This window comes from Caulobacter sp. DWP3-1-3b2, assembly GCF_049896325.1.
GTDB lineage: Bacteria > Pseudomonadota > Alphaproteobacteria > Caulobacterales > Caulobacteraceae > Caulobacter.
Genome location: NZ_JAFCUB010000003.1, coordinates 107,869 through 131,760 on the forward strand (window position 1 = coordinate 107,869; position 23,892 = coordinate 131,760).

17 protein-coding genes are annotated in these 23,892 nt (G+C 67.6%); 11 read left to right on the forward strand and 6 right to left on the reverse strand.

What is annotated here, in order from left to right:
- Window positions 1-111 precede the first annotated feature (111 nt).
- From zwf to pyk, 6 genes are all read left to right on the forward strand, one after another.
- Window positions 112-1,575 carry a glucose-6-phosphate dehydrogenase gene (gene zwf / locus ACP7AG_RS03110; RefSeq protein ID WP_426013631.1) on the forward strand — a complete coding sequence of 488 codons (1,464 nt, stop codon included), beginning with the start codon at window positions 112-114 and terminating at the stop codon, window positions 1,573-1,575.
- Window positions 1,576-1,582: 7 nt separating this feature from the next.
- Window positions 1,583-2,275: a 6-phosphogluconolactonase gene (gene pgl, locus ACP7AG_RS03115; RefSeq protein WP_426013803.1), complete on the forward strand. Its 693-nt coding sequence runs from the start codon at window positions 1,583-1,585 to the stop codon at window positions 2,273-2,275.
- Window positions 2,276-2,279: 4 nt separating this feature from the next.
- Window positions 2,280-4,091 carry a phosphogluconate dehydratase gene (edd, locus tag ACP7AG_RS03120; RefSeq protein ID WP_426013629.1) on the forward strand — a complete coding sequence of 604 codons (1,812 nt, stop codon included), beginning with the start codon at window positions 2,280-2,282 and terminating at the stop codon, window positions 4,089-4,091.
- Window positions 4,092-4,103: 12 nt separating this feature from the next.
- Window positions 4,104-5,093, forward strand: a complete 990-nt coding sequence (gene glk / locus ACP7AG_RS03125; protein ID WP_426013628.1) for a glucokinase — start codon at window positions 4,104-4,106, stop codon at window positions 5,091-5,093.
- Window positions 5,094-5,218: 125 nt separating this feature from the next.
- A complete protein-coding gene (locus tag ACP7AG_RS03130) occupies window positions 5,219-6,235 on the forward strand; it encodes a LacI family DNA-binding transcriptional regulator (RefSeq protein WP_426013626.1) in 1,017 nt (338 codons plus the stop codon).
- Window positions 6,236-6,440: 205 nt separating this feature from the next.
- Entirely contained in the window at window positions 6,441-7,871 is a 1,431-nt protein-coding gene (gene pyk, locus ACP7AG_RS03135) for a pyruvate kinase (RefSeq protein ID WP_426029755.1), read from the forward strand.
- A 310-nt stretch (window positions 7,872-8,181) separates the two neighbouring features.
- Here pyk and ACP7AG_RS03140 read toward each other — a convergent pair whose 3' ends face one another.
- The 3 genes from ACP7AG_RS03140 to ACP7AG_RS03150 are packed head-to-tail and all read right to left on the reverse strand — an operon-like array spanning window position 8,182 to window position 11,179.
- Window positions 8,182-9,330, reverse strand: a complete 1,149-nt coding sequence (locus ACP7AG_RS03140) for an acyl-CoA dehydrogenase family protein (protein ID WP_426013622.1) — start codon at window positions 9,328-9,330, stop codon at window positions 8,182-8,184.
- Window position 9,331: 1 nt separating this feature from the next.
- On the reverse strand, window positions 9,332-9,943 hold the full coding sequence (locus ACP7AG_RS03145) for a 2-hydroxychromene-2-carboxylate isomerase (protein WP_426013620.1): 612 nt from the start codon (window positions 9,941-9,943) through the stop codon (window positions 9,332-9,334).
- A gap of 15 nt (window positions 9,944-9,958) precedes the next feature.
- Window positions 9,959-11,179 (reverse strand): acyl-CoA dehydrogenase family protein, encoded by a 1,221-nt coding sequence (locus ACP7AG_RS03150; RefSeq protein ID WP_426013618.1) that lies wholly within the window; start codon window positions 11,177-11,179, stop codon window positions 9,959-9,961.
- 198 nt (window positions 11,180-11,377) lie between these two features.
- On the opposite strand from ACP7AG_RS03150, the gene ACP7AG_RS03155 reads away from it, so the two are divergent.
- On the forward strand, window positions 11,378-13,054 hold the full coding sequence (locus ACP7AG_RS03155) for a phosphatidylglycerol lysyltransferase domain-containing protein (protein ID WP_426013616.1): 1,677 nt from the start codon (window positions 11,378-11,380) through the stop codon (window positions 13,052-13,054).
- On the opposite strand, the gene ACP7AG_RS03160 is transcribed toward ACP7AG_RS03155, so the two are convergent.
- Entirely contained in the window at window positions 13,014-13,226 is a 213-nt protein-coding gene (locus tag ACP7AG_RS03160) for a hypothetical protein (RefSeq protein ID WP_426029756.1), read from the reverse strand. The genes ACP7AG_RS03155 and ACP7AG_RS03160 overlap by 41 nt on opposite strands.
- Before the next feature lie 326 nt (window positions 13,227-13,552).
- Here ACP7AG_RS03160 and ACP7AG_RS03165 point away from each other — a divergent pair, with 326 nt between their 5' ends.
- Together ACP7AG_RS03165 and ACP7AG_RS03170 are read left to right on the forward strand one after the other, a co-directional pair.
- Window positions 13,553-16,423, forward strand: coding sequence for a peptidoglycan-binding protein (locus tag ACP7AG_RS03165; RefSeq protein ID WP_426029757.1), 2,871 nt, complete (start codon window positions 13,553-13,555; stop codon window positions 16,421-16,423).
- Between the two features lie 162 nt (window positions 16,424-16,585).
- Window positions 16,586-17,065 (forward strand): DUF3429 domain-containing protein, encoded by a 480-nt coding sequence (locus tag ACP7AG_RS03170; RefSeq protein WP_426029758.1) that lies wholly within the window; start codon window positions 16,586-16,588, stop codon window positions 17,063-17,065.
- 29 nt (window positions 17,066-17,094) lie between these two features.
- Here the strand turns inward: ACP7AG_RS03170 and pdeM are convergent, their stop codons facing one another.
- Together pdeM and ACP7AG_RS03180 are read right to left on the reverse strand one after the other, a co-directional pair.
- Window positions 17,095-17,808 carry a ligase-associated DNA damage response endonuclease PdeM gene (pdeM, locus tag ACP7AG_RS03175; protein WP_426013609.1) on the reverse strand — a complete coding sequence of 238 codons (714 nt, stop codon included), beginning with the start codon at window positions 17,806-17,808 and terminating at the stop codon, window positions 17,095-17,097.
- Window positions 17,809-17,836: 28 nt separating this feature from the next.
- Complete coding sequence (locus ACP7AG_RS03180) at window positions 17,837-20,407, reverse strand: ligase-associated DNA damage response DEXH box helicase (RefSeq protein ID WP_426029759.1); 2,571 nt, start codon at window positions 20,405-20,407, stop codon at window positions 17,837-17,839.
- Between the two features lie 60 nt (window positions 20,408-20,467).
- Here ACP7AG_RS03180 and ACP7AG_RS03185 point away from each other — a divergent pair, with 60 nt between their 5' ends.
- Together ACP7AG_RS03185 and ACP7AG_RS03190 are read left to right on the forward strand one after the other, a co-directional pair.
- Window positions 20,468-23,305 carry an ATP-dependent DNA helicase gene (locus ACP7AG_RS03185; RefSeq protein ID WP_426029760.1) on the forward strand — a complete coding sequence of 946 codons (2,838 nt, stop codon included), beginning with the start codon at window positions 20,468-20,470 and terminating at the stop codon, window positions 23,303-23,305.
- Between the two features lie 166 nt (window positions 23,306-23,471).
- Window positions 23,472-23,834, forward strand: a complete 363-nt coding sequence (locus tag ACP7AG_RS03190; protein WP_426013604.1) for a hypothetical protein — start codon at window positions 23,472-23,474, stop codon at window positions 23,832-23,834.
- Window positions 23,835-23,892: the final 58 nt, after the last annotated feature.

A 23,892-nucleotide genomic window follows, 5' to 3' on the forward strand; every position in this document is an offset into this window, starting at 1 on the left:
CAAACCCCTTAGTTAAGCGCCGCACGCGCCGTCCTGTCGGGAGCTTGACAGGCGGCCTCTTGCATTGCGCCGAGGGGCGTGTAATGACAACGTTGTCATAGGGTGGAAACATTGGCAGAAGAGACGAACACCGCTGAAGCGGGTCGAGAAGTGCTGGTCCTGCTAGGTGGCGCGGGCGACCTGGCCCTGCGGATGCTGTTGCCGTCGCTCTATTTCCTCGAAGTCGATCGCCTGCTGCCGCAAGATCTGCGAATCATCGGTTTGGCGCGTCATGATCATGACGCCGACGGTTACCGCGCGCTGGTGCGCGAGCAACTCGGCAAGCGCGCCGACGTGGAGGAGGGGGCGTGGAGCCGTCTCGCCGCGCGCCTGGATTACATCTCGGTCGACATCACCAAGGAAGAGGGCGCCAAGGCGCTGGCTGACAAGATCGGCAAACACGGCGAACTGGTGATCTACTTCGCCCTGTCGCCGAGCCTGTACGGCTCGGTCTGTCAGGCTTTGCAAGCCGCTGAGCTCACGGGTCCGCAAACCCGCCTGGTGCTGGAAAAGCCGATCGGCCGCGACCTCGAGAGCTCGCGCGCCATCAACGGCGCGGTGGGCGTGGTCGTTGATGAAAGCCAGATTTTCCGCATCGACCACTATCTGGGCAAGGAGACGGTCCAGAACCTGACCGCCCTGCGCTTCGCCAACGTGCTGTTCGAGCCCCTGTGGGACAACAAGCACATCGACCACGTGCAGATCACCATCGCCGAGACCGAGAAGGTCGGCGAGCGGTGGCCCTATTACGACGAGTACGGCGCCCTGCGCGATATGGTGCAGAACCACCTGCTGCAACTGCTGTGCCTTGTCGCCATGGAAGCGCCCTCGGGCTTCGACCCTGACGCCGTGCGCGACGAGAAGGTCAAGGTGCTCCGGTCCCTTCGCCCCTTTACCAAGGCCAATGTCGCTCATGACACCGTGCGCGGCCAATATGTGGCGGGCGTCGTCGATGGCACGGCGCGCAAAGGCTATCTGGAAGAGGTCGGCAAAGCCTCGAAGACGGAGACCTTTGTCGCCCTGAAGGTCGATATCGACAACTGGCGCTGGTCCGGCGTGCCGTTCTTCCTGCGCACAGGCAAGAACCTACCCGACCGCCGCACCCAGATCGTCGTGCAGTTCAAGCCCGTGCCGCACAACATCTTCAGCAACGCCGCCCAGGGCGAGACACGAGCCAATCGCCTGGTCATCGATCTGCAGCCGGACGAGGACATCTCGCTGACCGTGATGACCAAGCGCCCGGGGCTGTCGGAAGAGGGCATGCGCCTGCAGTCGCTCCCGTTGTCCCTCGCGATGAGTTCGGCCGGCAGCCGCCGCCGGATCGCCTATGAGAAGCTGCTGCTAGACGTGTTCCGGGGCGATCGCACCCTGTTCGTTCGGCGTGACGAAGTCGAGCAGGCCTGGAAGTTCGTCGACGGCGTCTCGGCTGCCTGGGCTGAGGCCGGCACCGAGGCGGCGCCCTATGCGGCGGGCACCTGGGGTCCGCACGGCGCCTCGGCGCTGATCGCGCCGCAAGGCCGGGCCTGGAACGAGTAGGGTGGCCGTGACCCTCCCCGAGATCGAAACCTTCCCGTCGCGCGAGGCGCTGTATGACGCCGCCGCCTCGGTGCTGGTCTCGGCCCTGACCGACGCCGTCGCCCTGCACGGCGCGGCGGGCTTCGCCGCCACCGGCGGCTCGACGCCGGCCCCAGTCTATGACCGCCTGGCCAAGCTGACCGCGCCTTGGGACAAGGTCACCGTCACCCTGACCGACGAGCGCTGCGTGCCACCGTCGGACGCCAGCAGCAATGAGGGCCTGGTCCGTCGTCACCTGCTTGTGGACAAGGCGGCCAAGGCGGCGTTCGCGCCGCTATATTTCGCGGACCTGGCCCAGGATGAGGCGGCTGAAAAGGCCGAGGCGGGCGTGGCCCAGGCCTTGCCGTTCGGGGCCGTTTTGCTAGGCGTCGGCCCAGATGGCCACTTCGCCTCGCTGTTCCCGGGCAATCTGGTGCTGGAGGCCGGCCTGGATCCCACGTCCGAGCGGACGGTGATCGCCGTGCCGCCCGGCGCGCCCGCGCCGGACCTGCCTCGGATCAGCCTGACTTTCCAGGCGTTGATCCAGTCGTCGTTGATCGTCTTGCTGGTCACTGGCGAGGCCAAGCGGATGTTGCTTGAAGGGCCGGTCGATCCCAGCCTGCCGATCGCCGCCATCTTGAACCAGGACCACGCCCCGGTCCGTATCCTGTGGGCGGAGTAGTACCATGTCCATGAACCCCGTCATCGCGGAAGTCACCGCCCGGATCATCGCACGCAGCCGGAGCAGCCGCGCCACCTATCTGGCCAATCTCGACGCTGCGGCCGCCGCCCAGCCGGGTCGCGCCAAGCTATCCTGCGCCAACTGGGCCCATGCCTTCGCGGCCTCGCCGGGCGTCGACAAGGTCCGCGCCCTCGACCCGAACGCCCCCAACCTCGGCATCGTCTCGGCCTATAATGACATGCTGTCGGCCCACCAACCGCTGGAGGAATATCCGGCCCTGATCAAGGAGGCCGCGCGCGAGGTCGGGGCCACCGCCCAGTTCGCCGGCGGCGTGCCGGCCATGTGCGACGGGGTCACCCAGGGCCGGCCGGGCATGGAGCTTTCGCTGTTCTCGCGCGACGTGATCGCCATGGCCACCGGCATCGCCCTGACCCACGACGCCTTCGACGGGGCGCTGTACCTCGGCGTTTGCGACAAGATCGTGCCGGGCCTGATGATCGGCGCCCTGACCTTCAGCCACCTGCCAGCGATGTTCGTGCCGGCCGGACCGATGACCTCGGGTCTCCCCAATTCGGAAAAGGCCCGTATCCGCGCCCTCTATGCCGAGGGCAAGGTCGGGCGCGAGGAACTGCTGGCAGCCGAGAGCGCCAGCTACCACGGCCCCGGCACCTGCACCTTCTACGGCACCGCCAACACCAACCAGATGCTGATGGAGCTGATGGGCCTGCACCTGCCGGGCTCGGCCTTCGTGCATCCGCATACGCCGCTGCGCACCGCCCTGGTGAAAGAGGCCGCCAAGCGCGTCGCAGCCATCACCCACAAGGGTAATGACTGGATACCGATCGGCCGGGTGATCGACGAAAAGGCCGTGGTCAATGGCGTGGTCGGCCTGATGGCCACCGGCGGTTCGACCAACCTGGCCCTGCACCTGGTCGCCATGGCCCATGCCGCAGGGATCATCCTGACCCTCGAGGACATGGACGACATCTCCAAGGCCACGCCGCTGCTGGCCAAGGTCTATCCCAACGGCTCGGCCGACGTGAACCAGTTCCACGCTGCGGGCGGCATCCACTTCGTGGTCAAGGAACTGCTGAAGGCGGGCTTGGCCCACGAGGACGTGCTGACCGTCGCTGGCCCGGGCCTCTCGCGCTACACCCAGGAGCCGATCCTGGTCGATGGCGTGCTGACCTGGCGTGAGGGCGCTGACGAGTCGCTGGACCTCAACATCCTGCGTCCGGCCTCCGAGCCATTCAGCCCCGAAGGCGGCCTGCGTTTGCTGCAGGGTAACCTCGGGCGCGGGGTGATCAAGATCTCGGCCGTCAAGCCCGAGCACCAGGTGATTACCGCTCCGGCCGCCGTGTTCCAGGAACAGGAAGACTTCATCGCCGCCTTCAAGCGCGGCGAGCTGGACCGCGACGTGGTGGTGGTGGTGCGATTCCAGGGCCCGTCGGCCAATGGCATGCCCGAACTGCACAACCTGTCGCCGTCGATCTCTGTGCTGCTGGACCGCGGCTTCAAGGTGGCCCTGGTCACCGACGGCCGGATGTCGGGCGCCTCGGGCAAGACCCCGGCGGCCATCCACCTGACGCCGGAAGCGGCCAAGGGCGGACCTCTGGCCTATGTCCAGGACGGCGACGTCATTTCTCTCAACGCCCACACGGGCGACCTTAAAATCCTGGTGGACGAGGCGACCTTGCGCGCCCGTACGCCGGCGAGCGTCCCGGCGTCCAAGCCGGGCTATGGGCGGGAACTCTTCGGCCTGTTGCGATCGGGGGTCGGCGCGTCCGACCACGGCGCCTCCGTGCTGTTTGCTTAGGAAGAGACGGATATGAGCGGCTTGAACTCCATCGGACTGGGCCTTGTTGGCGACATTGGCGGCACCAACGCGCGGTTCGCCCTGGTCGATTTCGACGGCGCTGATCCCCAGCTGATCGAGCCCACCTCGTACAAGGGCGAGGACTACGGCACGGCCGAGGACGCCATCGAGCACTATCTGGCCAAGATGGGCGTCAAGCACGCCGACCAGGCGGTGGTGGCCGTGGCCGGTCCGATCGAGCACGGCACGGTGCGCTTCACCAACAGCGACTGGAAGCTGTCGGAAGACAGCCTGCGCCGCGCCGGCGGCTTCCGCTCGGCCAGGCTGATTAACGACTTCACTGCTCAGGCCCTGGCCGCCCCGCGCCTGGCGCCCAAGGATCTACGCCAGATCGGCTCACTGCCGACCTCGGGAGAGGGCGATCTGGCCATCCTAGGCCCCGGCACCGGATTCGGCGCGGCGGGCATGGTGCGCCGGCACGGCGTCGAGACGCCCCTCACCACCGAGGGCGGCCACATAGCCTTCGCCCCGACCGACGAGGTCGAGATCGAAGTCCTTCGCGTACTGCTCAAGCGCTTTGGCCGCTGCTCGATCGAGCGCCTGCTATCGGGTCCCGGCATGGAAGACCTCCACGTCATCCTAGGCGAGATCGACGGCCGCAAGGTCGATGAGTTGACCGCCAAGCAGATCACCGAGGAGGGCGTCGCCGGCCACGACTGCTGCAAGGTGACGATCGATCGCTTCTGCGCCATTCTCGGCTCCTCGGCGGGCGACCTGGCCCTGGCGCTGGGCGCGCGGGGCGGGGTGTTCATCGCCGGCGGCATCGCGCCGCGCATCGTCGATCTGCTGGAAAAGAGCCAGTTCCGCGAACGGTTCGAGGCCAAAGGCCGGCTCAGCCACTTCACCCGCGACATCCCCACCCACGTGATTATGAACCCGCACACCGCTCTGATCGGCGCAGCCGTGGCCATGACTCCGGATGGCCGGGCGGCGATCTCCTAAAGGGGGTCCAACCTAGAACAACGCACGGCGGCTCGCTTTCCACGCGAAAGGGGGCTCGCCTTGACAAGGCTGTCATGGCTTATTGCGTGGCTTGTCGCTTTCCCGACGCTTCGCGAGGCCCAGTCTTGAGTTCCAAGGTTACGATCCACGAGGTCGCCCGTCTGTCGGGCGTTTCGATCAAGACCGTGTCGCGGGTGCTGAACCGCGAGCCGAACGTCAAGACCGACACCCGCACGCGGGTGCAGGAGGCTGTGGCCGCCTTGAATTATCGGCCCAATATCTCGGCACGGAGCCTGGCAGGGTCCAAGGCCTATCTGATCGGCGTGTTCTTCGACAACCCCAGCCCCGCCTATGTCACCGACGTGCAACTGGGCGCGATCGCCCGCTGCCGGGAGGAGGGCTACCACCTGATCGTCGAGCCCCTGGACTCCCAGGGCGACGTCGCCGCCCAGGTGGAGCCCATGCTGCACACCCTGCGCATGGACGGCGTGATCCTCACCCCGCCCGTCTGCGATAACACCGCCGTGCTCGATGTGCTGGAAGCCGAGGGTGTGCCCTATGTGCGGCTGTCACCCGACCAGGACCTGGGTCGCTCGGCCCATGTGCGCATGGACGACGTGCGCGCGGCCTATGAGATGACCGGCCATCTGATCGCTCTCGGCCACACCGACATTGGCTTTATCAAGGGCCACCCCGACCACGGCGCCTCGCATTTGCGCTACGAGGGCTACCTCCAGGCGATGAAGGAGCACGGCCACGCCGTGCGCGGGGACCATGTGGAGCAGGGCTATTTCTCGTTCCGCTCCGGTTTCGAGGCGGCCGAACGACTGCTCGCCGGCGATGACCGCCCCACCGCCATCTTCGCCTCCAATGACGACATGGCCCTGGGCGTCATGGCGGTGGCCAATCGCCTACGTCTGGAGGTGCCTCAAACCCTGTCCGTAGCCGGCTTCGACGACACGCCTGGCGCTAAGGTGGTCTGGCCGCAACTCACCACCGTGCGCCAGCCGATCCAGGCCATGGCTGCGGCCGCCGCCGACCTGCTGCTGGGGGGATCCAAGCGCGGCGAAGGCGAGGCTCCGCCCTCGCGTTTGCTCGACTTCCAGCTGGTGGTCCGCGAGTCGACCGGTCCCGTCCGCTAAGCGGTCCAAATCGCCCATCCGGTAATATGGATGGAATCCCCGAGACGTTGACGCTAAGTCAGCAATGGCGAATCCGGAACGGGATCGTTAGACAACGTTGTCAGGTGCGAAATTCGAGAATGATGTTCGCCCGACGCAAAAACTTCCCGCAATGCGTCATTTGTTGCCGCGTTGCAGCATTGTTCAGCCTCACCGGAGCAGGTTCATGATCCGCGCGCGCCGCTCCCGCATTGTCGCCACCATCGGTCCGGCCAGTAGTTCGCACGAGATGATTGTGAGACTGGCCAAGGCCGGCGCCGACGTTTTCCGCCTGAACTTCAGCCACGGCAGCCACGAAAACCACGCTGCGGCCTACAACGCCATCCGCGCGGCCGAAGCGGTGGTCGGGCGGCCGCTGGGCATATTGGCGGACCTGCAGGGTCCCAAGCTCCGTGTCGGTAAGTTCGCCAAGGGCCCGGTCTCGCTGAAGGCGGGCCAGGCGTTTCGCTTCGACAGCGACGCGGCGCCCGGAGACGAAACTCGCGTCTGCCTGCCGCATCCAGAGATCCTGGTGGCCATGCGTCCCGGCGCGACCCTGCTGCTGGATGACGGCAAGTTGCGGATGACCGTCACCGACGCTGGTCCCGGCTACGCCAACACCAAGGTGGTCAACGGCGGCAAGCTGTCGGAGCGCAAGGGCGTCGCCGTGCCGGACGTCGTGATACCGATGTCGCCGCTGACGCCGAAGGACCGCGAGGACCTGGCTTTCGCCCTCCGTCTTGGCGTCGACTGGATCGCTCTGTCATTCGTCCAGGCCCCCGAGGACATGGCCGAGTTGCGCCGCATCGTCGAAGGCCGCGCCGCCGTGCTGGCCAAGATCGAGAAGCCCCAGGCCCTGGAATGCCTCGGCGCGATCATGGACCTCTGCGACGGCGTGATGGTCGCGCGTGGCGACCTCGGCGTGGAGATGGCCCCCGAAGAAGTGCCGGTAGCCCAGAAGATCATCCTGCGCGCGGCGCGTGAACGGGGCATCCCGGTGATCGTCGCGACCCAGATGCTGGAATCCATGACCAGCTCGCCCACCCCGACTCGAGCCGAGGCCTCCGACGTCGCCAACGCCGTCTATGAGGGCGCGGACGCGGTGATGCTGTCGGCCGAAAGCGCGGCCGGCGACTATCCAGAAGAGTCCGTGGCGATGATGAGCCGCATCATCGAGCGGGTGGAGCGCGACCCGCGCTGGCCTGAACTGATGCAGGCCGAGCAACCGCATGACGACGAGGACGCCGACGTGCTGGTGGTCGCCGCCGCCCAAGCCGCCAAGTCCGGCTCGACCAAGTGCCTTGTGGCTTTCACCACCACCGGAGCCACGGCCCGTCGCCTGGCGCGCGAGCGGCCGTTGCAGCCGGTGCTGGCCCTGTCGCCGCAGATCGACGCCGTGCGTCGCATGTGCCTGGTCTGGGGCGTTGAAGCCCGCGTCTCCGCCCAGCCCGATAGCCTCGAGGTGGTCACCACCGACGCCATCGCCAAGGCCGTGGATCTGGGTCTTGTCGGTCCGGGCGAACGCCTGCTGATCGTGGCTGGCACCCCTTTCGGCGCGCCTGGGGCCGCTAATCTGTTGCGTCTGGCCCATGCGCCGTTCCCGACGCGCAAGCGGTAGCGGTCAGGTGAAAGACACCGGCAGCAGTCGCTGGTATCCCCGCCGCACCGCCCCGTAGCACTCGCAGGTCAGGGCGACCAGGCCCGGCCGGTCGAGGATATCGACCTGCTTGGCCCTGTCGCCTCACGTGTCAACGCATGGACTTTGCTGCTTCCTCGATGACCTGGAGGTAGTCTTCGAGGCTAGAGCATTTTTCGAGCGAAGTGTTTCCGGTTCGCGTGAAGAAAAATGCGTCAAAACAAAAGATTAGAGCTCACGGCCTGACGCAGTCAGGTCGGGAAATGCTCTAGCCTGGGCGAGCGGGCTGCGGCTAGAACCCTGAAAGCCGTGCGTAACGATCCCGATGGAACGACGGGCCGCCGAAAAGGGCCTCGGCCACCCGCGCGCGCTTCATGTAGAGGCCGGCGTCATGGGCGTCGGTCATGCCGATGCCGCCATGCATCTGGATCATCTCATTGGACGCCAGGTGCAACACTTCGCTGGCCTTGGCCTTGGCGAGCGACGACAGCAGGCGGGTGTCACCCCCCCCTGTCAACGAATGGGCGTCGGCGGCTTCCAGGGCGGCCTCGACGCAGGAGCGCGTGGTCTCCAGATCGGTGAACAGCTTTGCGGCGCGGTGCTGCAGCGCCTGGAAGGCGCCGATGACCTGGCCGAACTGGGTGCGGGTCTTGATGTAGTCGAGGGTGATCTCGAAGGCTGCGGTGGCCGTGCCCAGCATCTCGGCGGCCAGGCCCGCATAGGCGCGGTCGAGGACTGGTTCGAGGATCGCCCAGCCGGCGCCGACCTCGCCCAGCACCGCGTCCGCGCCGACCTGCACCCCGTCGAAGGTGATCCGCGCCGCGCCGCGGCTATCGACCAGGGCCAGATGCGTTCGTGTAACGCCTGCTGCATCGGCCGGGACAAGGAAAAGGGTGATCCCGTCGCTGTCGCCCGCCGCGCCGGCCGTGCGGGCGACGACGATCAGCAGGTCGGCCGCGTCGCCGTCCAGCACGAAGGTCTTGATCCCGTTGAGGACGAAGCCGCCGCCGGAGGCCGTGCCTGACAGGCCGAGGTTCAGCGGCGCGTGGTGAGCGCCCTCGTCGATGGCCAAGGTCGCGATGACTTCGCCTGTAGCGATCTTCGGAAGCCAGGCGGCCTTCTGGGCGTCTGAGCCGCCCAGGGTCAGGGCCGAGGCGGCGATCATGGCGGTGGAGAGCAAAGGCGAGGCCACCAGACTTCGGCCGGTTTCCTCCAGGATCAGCCCCAGCCCCAGATAGCCGAAGCCCGAGCCGCCATGCTCTTCGGGCACGATCACCCCGGCCCAACCCATGGCGCCCATCTCGGCCCAGGTCGCCGGGTCGAAGCTGGCCTTGGAGCCGCCGTCGCGCAGCTTGCGCAGGGCGCCGACCGGGGCGCTGTCCTGCGTCCAGCCTTTGGCGGCGTCGCGCAGCATGGTCTGTTCTTCGGTCAGGACGGCCATGTCAGGCTTGCTCCAAGGTTTGATGGCGGACAGCCCATTCGAGGGCGGTCTCGAGACGGTCATTGCCCCAGAAGAGCTCGCCGTCGGCGGTGACGAAGCTGGGCGCGCCGAACAGGCCGCGCTCCTGGGCCTGGCGGACATGGTCCTTCAGGCGGGCCTTGATCGGGTCTGTGTTGGCGGCGGCCAGCACGGCGTCAGGACCCGCGCCGACCGAGGCGATCAGCGGCGCCAGCACCTCGGCCTGCGAGATGTCCTGGTCATCGACGAAATTGGCCTGGTAGACGGCGCGGCTGAAGGCCGGGGTCCAGCCCTCCTCAAGCCCGCAGATCGCCACCCGCGCGGCCAGCAGCCCGTTGCGCGGAAACTGGCTGGGACGGACCAGCGGCAGGCCTTCCATGTCGCAGACCCGCTGCAGGTCGCGCCACATGTAGTCGCCCTTCACGGGGAAGGTGTTGAACGGACTGTCCGTCAGGCCCTGCTGCTCGTGGAAAAGCGGCCCCAACAGGAACGGCCGCCATTCCACGGTCACGCCCGCCTGTTCGGCCAGGCGCTCGACCCGCATGGCAGCGGGATAGCTGTAGGTGGAGCCGAACTCGTACCAAAACTCGATCATGGGTCTTCGCCGTTGCTACTGGTGATCCAGCAAGCCTAGCACCCGCTTGGCGACGACATTCAAATTGACCTCGCTGGTGCCGCCCTCGATCGAGTTGCCCTTGGCGCGCAGCATGGCCCGCAGGGCGTTGAGCTCGTCGCGCTCGAAGCCTTCGCCCTCCCAGCCCAGGCCTTGAAGGCCGAGCGCTTCGACCAGCAGCTCGGTGCGCTCCTGGTTCATCTTGGCGGCCGCGTACTTGATGATCGAGACGGCGGCGCTCGGGCCGGAACCGGTCTTGGACTCCGTCTCGGCGCGGCGCACCGTCAGCATAAAGGCATGGGCCTCCATGCGGTGCTGGGCGATGCGGGCCCGCAGGTCACCGTCGGCCAGGCGGCCCAGGGCGTCGACGCCGATCTCCTTCTTGGCCGCCTCGACCAGATCCAGCCCGCCGCCGCCGCCGAAGCCCGAGGCGCTGATGTTCTGCCGTTCGTACTGTAGCAGCCGCTTGGCAATGTCCCAGCCGCCATTGACCTTGCCGACCAGCTGGTCCTTGGGAACCTTCACATTGTCGAAGAAGGTCTCGCAAAACGGCGAGCTGCCGCTGATCAGCTTGATCGGCCGCGCCTCGACGCCGGGCGAGGTCATGTCGAACAGCACGAACGAGATGCCCTCGTGCTTCTTGCTGGTGTCGGTGCGCACCAAACAAAAGATCCAGTCCGCCTGGTCGGCGTAGCTGGTCCACACCTTCTGGCCGTTGATCAGCCAGTGGTCGCCCCCATCCTTGTCGATAATGGCTTCGCATTTTGTCTGCAGGGCCGCGAGGTCCGAGCCCGCGCCCGGCTCGCTATAGCCCTGGCACCAACGGGACTCGCCCCGGACGATCTGCGGCAGGAAGCGCTTCTTTTGTTCTTCGGTGGCGTATTCCAGTAGCACCGGCCCCAGCATCCAGACGCCGAAACTCATCAGGGCCGGGCGGGCCTTGAGGCGGCGCAACTCCTGCTCGAGCACCTTGTTCTGGGCCTTGGACAGCCCGCCGCCGCCATATTCCGCCGGCCACATGGGCGCCGTCCAGCCACGTTCGGCCATGCGGTCCAGCCAAAGCTTGGCGTCGGGGTTCTTCCACTGGAACCTGCGGCCGCCCCAAGGCGCATCGTCCTCGCCCATTGGGGCGTGCAGCGACGTCGGATAATTGGTCTCCAGCCAGGCCCGCGTCTCGGCGCGGAAAGCATCCAGTTCGCTGCCGCCAAAATCCGCCATGGCTGTTCTCCCGAATGCTCGCGCGTCGCCGCGACGCTTATCCGCGCCGTCGGAGCGCAGACTACGCCAGGAAACGGCTGGGGCAAGCCAAGATTCAAACGGCCGTTTATCACGTGGCGGGCGACCCTGGTCGGCAAGCCGGGCTATACAGGGGACCGATGACGTGTCCCGCTCGGGATTCGCCTCCCAGGGGTCTAGATGCCGTCCGCGCCTGAACTGAGACCGGCGGCCCTGGCCGTTGCGCCGACCCTGGCGGCCATCCTGGCTGCGAGCGCGGGAATCCTGCTGCTGGCCTCCGGCGCGACGCCCTCGGAGCCGACCCGCTTCGCGATCTGGGTGGCCATCGCGCCTGGCCCGCTGATCGAGGTCAGCCACTTCATCTCGTCGATCCTCGGCCTCGTCCTCATCCTGCTGGCTTTCGGCCTGCGCTCGCGCCTCGACGCGGCCTGGTGGGCGGCGCTGGTCTGCCTGGCCGGGGGCGCGATCCTGGCGCTGTTCAAGGGGCTGAACTGGGAAGAGACGGTCATTCTGACCGCTATCCTGCTGGCGATCCTGCCGTTTCATGAGGCCTTCCCACGCAAGGCGGCGCTGTTTCGGATGGAGATCACGCCCGGCTGGCTGCTGTCGGCCGCCGCCGCCCTGGGCGGGGTGGCGCTATGCGGCTGGTGGACCTTCCGCCACACCGAATATGCCGACCAGTCGGTGATGAAGATGATCGGCGACAAGGACGTGGCCCGCGCCATCCGCTCCTCTGCCGCCGCCGCCATCACCCTGATGGGCATAGGCGTCTGGCGGCTGATCTCCACCCCGGCGACCCCGCCAGTGGTCGACGACACCGATCCGGACTTCGACCGGGTCCGCGCCATCCTGGCCAAGGCCGAGGCCGCCGAGCCGCCATCGAACCTGGCGCTGCTGGGCGACAAGCGCTTTCTGTTCTCGGCCTCGGGGGAGAGCTTCCTGATGTTTGGCGTCCGCGGCCGCTCGTGGATCGCCATGGGACCTCCCGTGGGCCGAGAGGACGAGCGCATGGAGCTCTTCTGGCGGTTCCGCGAACTGGCCGACGCCCACGCCGCCCGCGCCGGCTTCTACGCCCTAGGCCCAGGCGACCTGCCCGACAGCGTCGACCTAGGCCTGGCCATCCAAAAAACCGGCGAGAGCGCCGCCGTGCCGCTGGAGGCCTTCTCCATGGCCGGCCGCCGCCGCGAGGTGCTGCGCCGTAACTGGCGCAAGGCCGGGGAAGGCGGGGCGGCCTTCGAGGTCATACCCGCCGATCAGGTCCGTGCGGTGATGGACGACCTCAAAGCCATTTCCGACGTCTGGCTGGGCCACCACGCCGGGGGCGAGAAAGCCTTTTCGATGGGGGGCTTTGAGCCACGCTATGTCGCCGAGTTCCCCGTCGCCCTGGTGCGGGTCGAAAACCAGATCGTCGCCTTCGCCACCCTTTGGACCACGGCGGGCAAGGTGTCGTTCTCGATGGACCTGATGCGCTATTCCGAGGAAGCGCCCAAGAATGTCATGGACTACCTGTTCGTCGAGTTGCTGGGTTGGGGCAAGGAACAGGGCTACCAGGCGTTCGAGTTCGGCGTCGCGCCCCTGGCCGGCCTGGATGACCGGCCGCTAGCCCCGATCATGTCGCGCGTGGGGCGTCTGCTCTACGAGCGCGGCGAGGAAATCTATAATTTCCAGGGCGTACGGCGGTACAAGGACAAGTACGATCCGGTCTGGCAGCCGCGCTACATTGCCGCGCCTCACAAGTGGGCGATCCCTTTTCTGCTCGCCGATATCGGTTTGCTGTCGTCGGGCGGCGTCTCCGGCCTGACGAAACGGCCGCGACCTAGTAGCGCGGGTCGCCCGTCTTCAGCCCCAGCAGGTTGAGGGCGTGAGCTGTTAGCAACAGCACCAGCACGGCGCCGGCGACCATCAGCGGCCGCCACGGCATCATGCGCGGACCCTTTAAAACATTGAGCGGAAGCCCCCCGCGCCAGCCGCAAAACACGGTCAGGGCGAGGGCGGCCAGTGCGGCCGCGATTGTCGTGGTCAGGTCCATCGGCCCCTCATGGCCTGCGACAATCGGCCGTGTAAATGGTTAACGTCCGTTAACCACGTTGGGCCGAATCTTAGGTACATAGATTCGGACCTGTGCCTGTTAACCATCCACAGCAAAGAACGATCAACGCTATATGTAGCGTTTTTGGTTGCGTTTACACGCTAGGAATCGGTGTCTAGCGTTGGTCCCCAGAGCGTTTGGGAGATCGATTCGAAATGACGGCCGCAGCGCCATGGAGCGTAAAGGGGATAGACCCCAAGGCACGGGAGGTCGCTAAGGACCTCGCGCGTCGCTCCGGGATGACCCTGGGCGAATGGCTGAATCGCATGATCATCGATGGCGAGGGCGTCGATGGGGTGACCCTGGACGCCTTGGTCGATCGTCCGATCCCCGCCAACAGTCCCTATTATGAGACGAGCCGCCGCGACGCTCCGGCCCGTATCGAGGCGCCCGAGCATCCGGGCGACGAGGTTGGTCGCGTGGCGATCGCCCTGGATCGCCTGACCAACCGCATCGAAGCCGCCGAGACCCGGTCGGCCCAGGCCATCTCCGGCATCGATGATTCCGTGCGCGGCGCCCTGCAGCGCCTGGCCCAGGCCGAGCGCGAGCAGGTGGCCGTGGCCGCTCGCTTCGAAGGCGCGGTCGATAACATTAGGACCGACACGGTCCGCAACGCCGAACGCCTGCGCCGCATGGAGGCCGAAGCCGTCGGTCCTCGCTCCGCCGAGGCCCTGCGCGCCCTTGAGGGCGCGCTCGGCAAGGTCGCTGGCCACCTCTACGAAAGCGAGACCCGCACCCGCGAGACCATCGCTCACCTGGAAAACCGCCTGGACAACCAGGCTGGCGCCGGGGCCAGCGCGGTCGATCCGACCGCCCTGGTCGATGAGGTGGTGGCTCGTCTGGGCCAGCGCCTGGAAGCCGCCGAAACCCGCACCACCGAGGCCCTCCAGGCCCTTGGCGCCTCCTTCACGGCCCTCGATGGCCGTCTGCAGACCGTCGAGACCAGCGATGTCGGCGCAGGCGTCCAGAAGCGCCTGGACGATCTGTCCAACGGCCTGACCCAGCACATGGAGGCCGCCCGCATGGAGATGGCCGCCAAACTGCGCGAAAGCGCCGACGGCCGCTTCGACCGCATGGAGCGCAAGCTGGGCGAAATGACCGCCCACGTGCAGGCTGCCGAGCAGCGCTCGGCCCAAGCCATCGAACGCATGGGCCGTGAGGTTGTCGGCATGGCCGACGCCCTGAACCGCCGCGTGCAGACGTCGGAAGCCCGCAACACCGCCGCCATCGAGCAGGTCGGCGGTGAGGTCGCCCGCATCGCCACCGCCGTCGAGCAGAAACTGCACCGCGCCGACAGCGTCCAGGCCCAGGCCCTGGAAAAGCTGGGCACGGAAATCGCCCGGATCACCGAAAAGCTGGCCGAGCGCATCAGCAATGCTGAGCGCCGCAACGCCCTGGCCATCGACGATGTCGGCGATCAGGTCACCCGCGTCACCGACCGCCTGAGCCAGCGCCATGAGCGCACGTCGCAGGAACTGGTCGATCGCATCCGCCTGAGCGAGGAGCGCACCGCGCGCATGCTCGAAGAGGCGCGCGAGAAGATCGACACCAAGCTAGCTGAGGCTCAGCGTCGCGCCGAACCGGCCCCGCCCGTGTCGCAACCCGCCCCGTCGCCCTTCGACGGCGAGCGCTACTCGTTCGGTGGTGAGGCCGTTCCCGAAGACGTCTTCCACCAGGCCGACGCATTTATTCCGGCTCTCGCGCCGAGCTTCGCCTCGACACCCGCGCGCACGGCCGCGCCGGAGGCCTTTGACGCCCCGGTGTTCGAAGCGCCGGCCTTCCCGGCCAGTGAGCCGCTGGAACCCAAGTTCGGCGAGGAGGATTTCGCGGCCGCCGATGGCTTCGGTCTCGCCGCGCCGGTCGAACCAGAGCCGGCCTTCGAATCGGCGGCCGAATACGACGCCGATTTCCCCGACCTCGAATTCGCCGCATCAGAACCGCCGGTCGAGCCGTCGCGACCGCTATCGACTCGCGAAGTGATCGAGCAGGCCCGCGCGGCCGCTCGCCAGGCCGCCGCCGCGGGTGACGTCAAGGGCAAGGACAGGCCCAAGAAGGCCAAGACCCCCGGCGTCTCATTGTTTGCAAGCTTCGGCGCCAAGAATTCGGCGAAGAAGGCCAAGTCCAAGTCAATCATGAAGACCGCCCTAATGGTCTCGGCCACCGCCGCTTGCATGGGTGTCGCCGCCGCTGGCGTGATCATGAGCGTGGCCCAGGGCAACGGCGCCGTGCCCGAGCGCGTGGCCGAGGGCAAAACCAAGGCCTCGGCCGGTGAGATCCGGTCTTCCGAAGCCGACACCAGTCCCGACGCTCCCCGCGCTGCCATCGCCCTGACTCCGCAGGCGCCGATGGCTGACGCTTCATCCCAGCTCGTCGTCGCCCCGCCGGCGGCCGAGAACGCCCAGGCCCTCTACGAGGACGGCGTCCGTCGCCTTGAATCCAAGGACCGCACGGGTTTGGATATCCTGCGCAAGGCCGCCAATCTTGGTCTGCCGCGCGCCCAGTTCTACCTGGCCAAGATGTATGAAGTCGGGGAGGGCGGGGTGAAGAAGGATCTTCCCGAGGCCCGCCGCTGGACCGAACGCGCCGCCACCGCCGGCGAAGCCCGCGCCATGCATAATCTGGCCCTCTATTACTATAAGGGCGAAGGCGGCGAACGGAACTCGACCAAGGCCGCCAACTGGTTCCGCAAGGCCGCCGACCTGGGTCTCGTCGATAGCCAGTTCAATCTGGCTCAGCTTTATGAAGGCGGTTGGGGCGTTAGTCAGAACCCGTCTGAAGCCTACAAGTGGTACCTGATCGCCGCCAAGGCCGGTGATAACGCCTCGCGCACTCGCGCCATGGCCTTGCGTGGTCAACTGACGGCCGAGGGTCAGCGGATTGCCGAGCGTTCAGCCAGCGGCTACCGCTCCCAGGCCACCGTCGCACCGGTCCAGACCGCCCTGGCCGCGCCCAGCGCCGGCCTGGCGACCGCTCAACGCGCGCTCTCGAAACTGGGCTACTACCAGGGTCCGCAGGACGGCGCGTCATCGCCAGCCCTGCAGATGGCGATCGCCGCCTACCAGCGGGACCAGAACCTGGCGGCCACCGGCGTCCTCGACGGCGACACCCTCGGCCGCCTATCGGTCTTCTCGCGCTAGGCATTTCGGCCTGGCGAAGGTGAGGCCGCGTCATTTTTCTCCACAAGGCCGTCAGAAGCGGCTAAATATCCTCCGTGGACCTATGAGGCCGGGTCGGCAATAGTCGTCCTTTCCGGGGGGAACGGGAGCCGCGGTCGAAGACCGTCTCCTGAAGGAGTTGTAATGGCGTTTGAAGCAGCGGCTCACCACGCACATGAAGATCGCGTGCCAGTGCCACTGGCCGTCTGGGTGTGTGGCCTCGCAACGCTCGTGCCGTTCGTCGTCTGCTCGGCCCTGTTCTGCTACGGTCCGATCGGCCAGCGTCAGGTCGCGCTGATCAGCTTGCTGGCCTATTCCACCGCCATGCTGTCCTACCTCGGCGGTATCCGCTGTGGTCTCGAGATCGAGCGGTCGAGTCCGCGCTGGATCACGTTGGGGCTGTCGCTGTTGTTTCCGCTTGCTGGTTTCGGCCTGCTACTGGGCGGGCTGAAATTCGAGCCTGCCTGGCAGATCTCGGGCTTCCTGCTCGTCTATATCCTGCAGTGGCTGTGGGACGTGACCAATCACGAGGGCCCCGCCTGGCGCCCTCGCCTGCGTACTCTGCTGACCTCGGGCGCCGCCATTTCGCTGGCCTTCGCGCTCGAACAGGCCCTCCACCTCTAACCAGGCGCAAACGGGATCGGCAGGGCGCGTCAGTCCGGCCTTAGCGACTTCCAGCCGACCGCATGCACCCGCCCCCGGCCCAGCGCCGCCGCCAGGGGGGGTGTCCCAAACAGCGGGGCGAAGGCGGCGTCCAGGATGTTCAGCCCGCCCGTGAAGGCTCCAAAGGCCGGCAGCACCAGCCGCGCGCCGTCGGTCACGAAACAGCGCCGCCGCACGCTGGCCCGGCCGCTGGTGACACGCGCCGCCGGGTGCAGGTGACCGGCCACCTCGCCAGGCTGATCGCCGTGGAGGGGCTCGTGGCGGAAGGTCAGGCCAGCGATCACCGCCTCATCGACCACCGCGCCGGGCAGGGTGCGCGGCCCGTCCTCATCGTGATTGCCTACGGCCCAAACCAGTTCGCGACCCAGGGCCAGGGCGGCGATCCGCGTCCGGTCCTCGGGCGGCAGCCGTTCCTCGCCCGCCCCATCGTGGAAACTGTCGCCCAGGAACACCAGGGTGGCGGGCGACAGCGCCGCGAGCTCCCGCTCCAGCCGGTCCAGCGTCTCGCGGGTGTCGTAGGGCGGCAGCATCTGGCCAAAGCGGGCGGCGTAGCTACTGCCCTTCTCGAAGTGCAGGTCGGCGACCACCAGGGTGCGATGGCCCTCCAGCCACAAAGCGCCGGAATGGCGAAGGGTGGCGCGCGTGCCGAAGATTTCGATCTTCAGACCGCCGCAATCACTGATGTTGAAGCTCAGGGTACTCACGCCAAACACTCGTTTCTGATGGAATCGCTCACGACATCGCCTCGGCGATCAGGTCGTCCTCGGCCTCCGCCAGGATCATTTCGCCGGCCGCGTCGCCGGGCGCCCGTTCGCGACCGATCTCCAGCATGATCGGCACGGCGAAGGGTGAAACGCGATCCAGCGCCGCGTGGCGGATCTTGCCCTGGATGCGTTCCAGCATGTCGCCTAGCCGCCCGACGTCAAGCGAGCCGGCCGCCGCGTCGGCGCGGGCGCAACGCAGGAGCAGGTGATCGGGCTGGTGGCGGCGCAGCACGTCATAGATCAGGTCGGTCGAGAAGGTCACCTGGCGGCCCGACTTTTCCTCGCCCGGGTGCCGCCGCTCGATCAGGCCGCTGATCAGGGCGCAGGCCTTGAAGGCGCGCTTCATCAGGAAGCTCTCGTTCAGCCAGGCCTCCAGGTCGTCGCCCAGCATGTCCTGGGCGAACAACTCGTCGAGATCGAGCTCTTCCATCGACTTCAGCGACCAGATGTTGACCGCGTAGTCGTTGGCCACGAAACCCAGCGGCCCCACCCCCATGCGGTCCAGCCGCCGGGTCAGCAGCATGGCCAGGGTGGTGTGGGCCAGGCGGCCCTCGAAGCTGTAGAATACCAGGTGGAAGCGCTTGCCACGCGGAAAGGTCTCCAGCAGCAGCTCGTCCTCGCCGGGCATGATTGAGCGCAGCTTCTGGTAGCCAAGCCATTCCTGAACGTCGGCGGGCAGGGCGGCCCATTCGCGCTCGTCGTGCATCATCGCCCGCACCCGACTGGCCAGATAGGTCGATAGAGGGAACTTCGACCCACCCCAGGCAGGCATCATCGGATCCTTATCCGCAGCGGGGCTGACGAAGGCGTCGGTGCCGACCAGGCTGTTGAACCGCCAGACCTGGCCGGCAAACACGAAGGTGTCGCCCGGCTTCATCTGCTCGAAGAAGCCTTCCTCGGCCTCGCCGACCTTGAGCCCGCCCATGGAGCGCTTGCCACCGACGCGCACATTGACCACGGCGGCCGTGACGATGGTGCCGACATTCATCCGGTGGCGCTGGATGGTCTGGGCGTTGCGGGCACGCCAGAGGCCGTCGGGACCAGGCACGATGCGGCGGAACTTGTCGTAGCTCTTCAGGGCATAGCCGCCGGTCGAGACGAAATCGACAACGGTCTCGAAGTCCTCCCACTCCATTTCGGCATACGGCCCGGCGGTGCGGATCTCGTCATAGAGGGCGGTCAGGGCGAACGGCTCGGAACAGGCGCAGCCCATGACGTGCTGGGCCAGCACGTCCAGCGCGCCCGTGCGGGCCGGTTCACCGTCCAAGTGGCCGCCGAGGATTGCGTCGGCGGCGGCGCGGCATTCCAGCATCTCGAAGCGGCTGGCCGGCACCAGCAGGGCCCGCGACGGCTCGTCCAGCCGGTGGTTGGCGCGGCCGATGCGCTGGACCATCCGCGAAGCGCCCTTGGGCGCGGCCAGCTGGATCACCAGGTCGACGTCGCCCCAGTCGATGCCCATGTCCAGGGTGGAGGTGCAGACCACGGCCCGGATCTCGCCCCGCGCCATCGCCGCCTCGACCTTGCGCCGTTGCTCGGCCGCCAGGCTGCCGTGGTGCAGGGCGATGGCCAGGCCGTCGTCGTTGAGCTTCCAAAGCTCCTGGAACGCGAACTCCGCCTGGAAGCGCGTGTTGACGAAGACCAGGGCGGTCTTCGACGACTTGATGATTTGATAGACCTCGGCCATGGCGTGCTCGGCCGTGTGGCCGGCCCAGGGCACCTTGCCGCCGGAGATCAGCACCTCGACGATCGGCTGCGCGCCGCCCGCGCCGAGGACGAGATCGACCGTGTGGTCCATTAGGTCCTCCCCCTGTGGGGGAGGTGTCGACTGCAGATCGACGGAGGGGGGAGTGGGCTGCGTCGTCAGACTCCCCCCACCGACGCTTCGCGTCGCCTCCCCCACGGGGGGAGGCGTTTCGCGGTGGAAGCCCAGCCACCGTCTCACTAGGTCCGGATCATTCACCGTCGCAGACAAGCCTACGCGCCGCATCTTCGGCGCGAACCGTTGCAGCCGCGCCAGATCCAGCGCCAGCAGGTCGCCGCGCTTGTTGGGCCACATGGCGTGGGCCTCGTCGATGATCACGCACGAGAGGTCGGCGAAATAGTCGCGCGCGCCTTCCCAGGCGCAGAACAGCGCCAACTGCTCTGGCGTTGTCAGCAGAATGTCCGGTGGTTTCAGGCGCTGGCGAGCCTTGCGGGATTCGCCGGTGTCGCCGGTGCGGCTCTCGGCGGTGATCTTCAGGCCCATCTCGCGGATCGGCGTGGCCAGATTGCGCTCGATATCCACCGCCAGGGCCTTGAGCGGCGAGATGTAGAGGGTGTGGACCCCGGCCGGCGTATTGCGCGGCGCGCGCTCGGTCAGCTCGATCAAGCTGGGCAGGAAGCCCGCCAGCGTCTTGCCGCCACCGGTGGGGGCGATTAGCAGGACGTCACGCCCCTGCCGCCCCTTCTCGATCATGGCGAGCTGATGGGGTCGCGGCGCCCAACCACGCGCGGCGAACCACTCTAAAAAGCGGGGGGGAAGGGCGTCAGCCGCGAGCATTGTGATGCGTATAGCATGTTCCCGTTCCGTTTCCATGCGAACCGCGCTAATTAAATCCCTGTGAGCGCGCAGATTCCCACCCTTGAACTGGCCCCCGCCCTGGTCGTTTTGCCCGGGCCGCGGGCGGGCTATGCCGACGGGAGCCCGGGCCGTCCAGGCGAAGACGGCGGCGGACGGCCTTTGCGCACGCCTGACGCGCGCGACCTGTTCGAGCATGGCCCCGTCCTGGTCGCTCACGCGGCTATGACCGCCAAACGGCTTAATCTGCACGCGCCGTCGCGGGGGCGAGGCGTGTTCGACGTGCTGGAGCTCTATGTCTTCACGCGGCCCGCTACCTTCTGCGCGCCGTCGGCCGTGGGACTGGCCACGGCCTTGGGTCTGCCCGAGCCCAAGGGGGCGCCGGCCCAGGCCCAGACCCTGCGTGACGCCGCCGACGCCCTGCTGCGCGAACTGGCCCTGACCCCGCGTCCTTCCCGCGAGGAGGCGCTTGCGGTCGCCGAGACCCTGGCCCGCGCGGGTTGGGCCTGGGGTCCGGCGGTGGTCGGCGCCCTGCGCTCGGTTCCGGTCGGCAACCAGTTTCGCAGTTCTGGCCTCGACGTCTGGGCGCGCGCCACCGAATGGGAAGACCAGGCCCCGCCCGGCGAACCCGGCAGCCGTCCGGTCGATCCCGAGCGGGCCAGCGAGCGGCTGAAGGAGCTGCTGCAGCGCTCGGGCCTGGACGAGGTGCGTGAGGCTCAGGACACCTTCGCCCGCGAAGCCGCTTTCGCCTTCGCGCCCCGCGAGCGCGAGGGTGAGCCGCGCATGATGCTGGCCGAGGCTGGAACCGGGGTTGGCAAAACGCTCGGCTACCTCGCCCCCGCCTCGCTGTGGGCGGAGGCCAACGGCCCGGCGGTGTGGATCAGCACCTATACCCGCGCCTTGCAGCGCCAGATCGAGCGCGAGAGCCACTCGATCTATCCCGACCCGCTGGTGCGGGCGCGCAAGGCCGTGGTCCGCAAGGGCCGCGAGAACTACATCTGCCTGTTGAACTTCCAGGAGCAGGTCAACACCGCCCAACTGGGCAATGGCGACCTGATCGGCCTGGCCCTGGCGGCGCGATGGGCGCGGGTCAGCCGTGACGGCGACATGACCGGCGGCGACTTCCCCGCCTGGCTGCCGACCCTGTTCGCCATCCCGCCCTCCGCCCAGGCCGGTCCGGCCAATCTGGTCGACCGGCGCGGCGAATGCATCCACGCCGGCTGCCAGCATTACCGCGTCTGCTTCATCGAAAAAGCCGTTCGGGCCTCCAAGCGCGCCGACATCGTCATCGCCAACCACGCCCTGGTGCTGAGCCAGGCGGCCTTCGATGGCGCGCGGGCGGCGCGCGGCCTGAAAGGCGACAACGAGACCACCTCGCTCAAGCGCATCGTCTTCGACGAAGGCCACCACCTGTTCGACGCCGCCGACAGCGCCTTCTCGGCCGCCCTGTCCGGCGCCGAGGCCGCGGAGATGCGGCGCTGGCTGCGAGGTCCCGAGGGACGCGGCCGGCGGGGGCGGGGGCTGGAGACCCGGCTGCTCGACATCATTGGTGACCGCGAGGGCGCGCGCGCCGCGCTGAACGCCGCCTTGCACGCCGCCGCTGTCCTGCCGGGTGAGGGGTGGTCTGGTCGCATCGCGCCGCCTGACGGCCAGGTCAATCCGATCGGCCCCATCGAGAGCTTCCTGGTCGCGGTGATCGAACAATTGCGCGCCCGCGTCACCGATCGTCCGGGTGCGGCAGAGCAGGGGCTGCAGTGCGCCGCTCGTCCGGCCATCGAGCTGGTGCGCGAGCGGGCCGGCGAGGCCGCGCAGGCCCTGGCCGCCGTCGAGGCTCCGCTGCTGGCCCTGGCCCGCCACCTCGAGGACGTGCTCGACGAGGAAGCAGACACCCTGCCCACCTCCGAGCGGGCGCGCATCGAGGGCGCCCTGCGCGGCCTGGACCGCCGGTGCCGCATGACCCTGCCGGCCTGGCGCTCGATCCTGAAAGCCATCGACGAGGACGCCGAGGACGATCCGGAGTTCGTGGATTGGTTCGAGGCGACGTTCCTTTACGGGCGGGTGGTCGACGCCGCGTGCCGTCGGCACTGGGTCGATCCGACCGAGCCGCTGCGGGCGGCGGTGCTCAGCCCTGCCCACGGTGTGCTGGTGACCAGCGCGACCCTGACGGATCCGGCGTTGGAGGACCCCTTCGCCCTGGCCGAGATGCGCACCGGCGCCGCGCGGCTGCCGCAGTCGCCCAAGGTGCTGAAGCTGGCTTCGCCCTTCGACTACGCCAACCACGCCCGGGCCTTGGTGGTCACCGACGTGGGCAAGGACGATCCTCGCCAGGTGTCGGCGGCGATGCGCGAGCTGTTCCTGGCGGCCGGCGGCGGGGGCCTGGGCCTGTTCACTGCCATCCGTCGGTTGAAGGCCGTGCACGAGCGTATCGCGGCCCCCTTGGCGGACGCCGGCCTGGCGCTGTACGCCCAGCACGTCGATCCTCTGGAAGCCGGGGCGTTGGTTGATATCTTCCGGGCCGAGGAGGACGCCTGCCTGCTGGGCACCGACGCTATCCGCGACGGCATCGACGTGCCGGGCCGCAGCCTGCGCCTGCTGGTCTTCGACCGCGTGCCCTGGCCGCGTCCCGACGTGCTGCACAAGGCCCGACGCGCGCGGTTCGGCGGCAAGGGCTATGACGACTCCACCGCCCGCGCCCGTATCAGTCAGGCCTTTGGTCGCCTGATCCGGCGGGCGGACGACAAGGGGGTGTTCGTGATGCTGGACGCCGCCGCGCCCACCCGCCTGTTTTCCAGCCTGCCCGAGGGCGTGACAATCGAACGCGTCGGTCTCGTCGAGGCTATTGAAGCCACCGCCGCATTTTTGTCGAAAGATCAGTCTTAGTCCGTGTTCCGCATAAGTGCGCGGGCGTCGAAGGGTGAGCGGTTGGGCGTGTGTTGGGGGAATTGCGTTGGCGTTGGGTAGGATTTTGGCGGCCGTCGCGGCCGTGATCTGCGTTGGAACGGCCTCGAGTGTCCAGGCGGCGGATTTCGTGCGCGCCGATTGTCGCATGATGGTCAAGCCGACCGACGCCATCCGTTTCGATACCGACGAGCACCGGCGCTGGTACAAGCGGTTCTGGACCGGAACCTGCGATCACCTGCCGTTCTGTTTCGGCGGTTCGCCCAACTGGAACGACATCGTCGGCAAGTTGCTGGTCAAGGGCGGTCCGACCGAACAGCCCGCATTGCTGCCAAGGGCCTGTCGCTTGGGTCAACTGATCGGGCTGGAATGGGCCAAGGACAAGGGTGTGCAGAAGATCAGCACCAAGGATCTCAAGACCTTCAACGCCATGCTCGATGAGGCCGGGGATCCGTTGAAGGGCGTCGAGGCCGTCGAGGCCAAGGCTCGGGTCCTGACCGCCGCACGGTAGCGATCCGTCCTCACCCGTGAAACGGGGAGGCGTCCGCCGCGCCCCCAACCCCGTACCT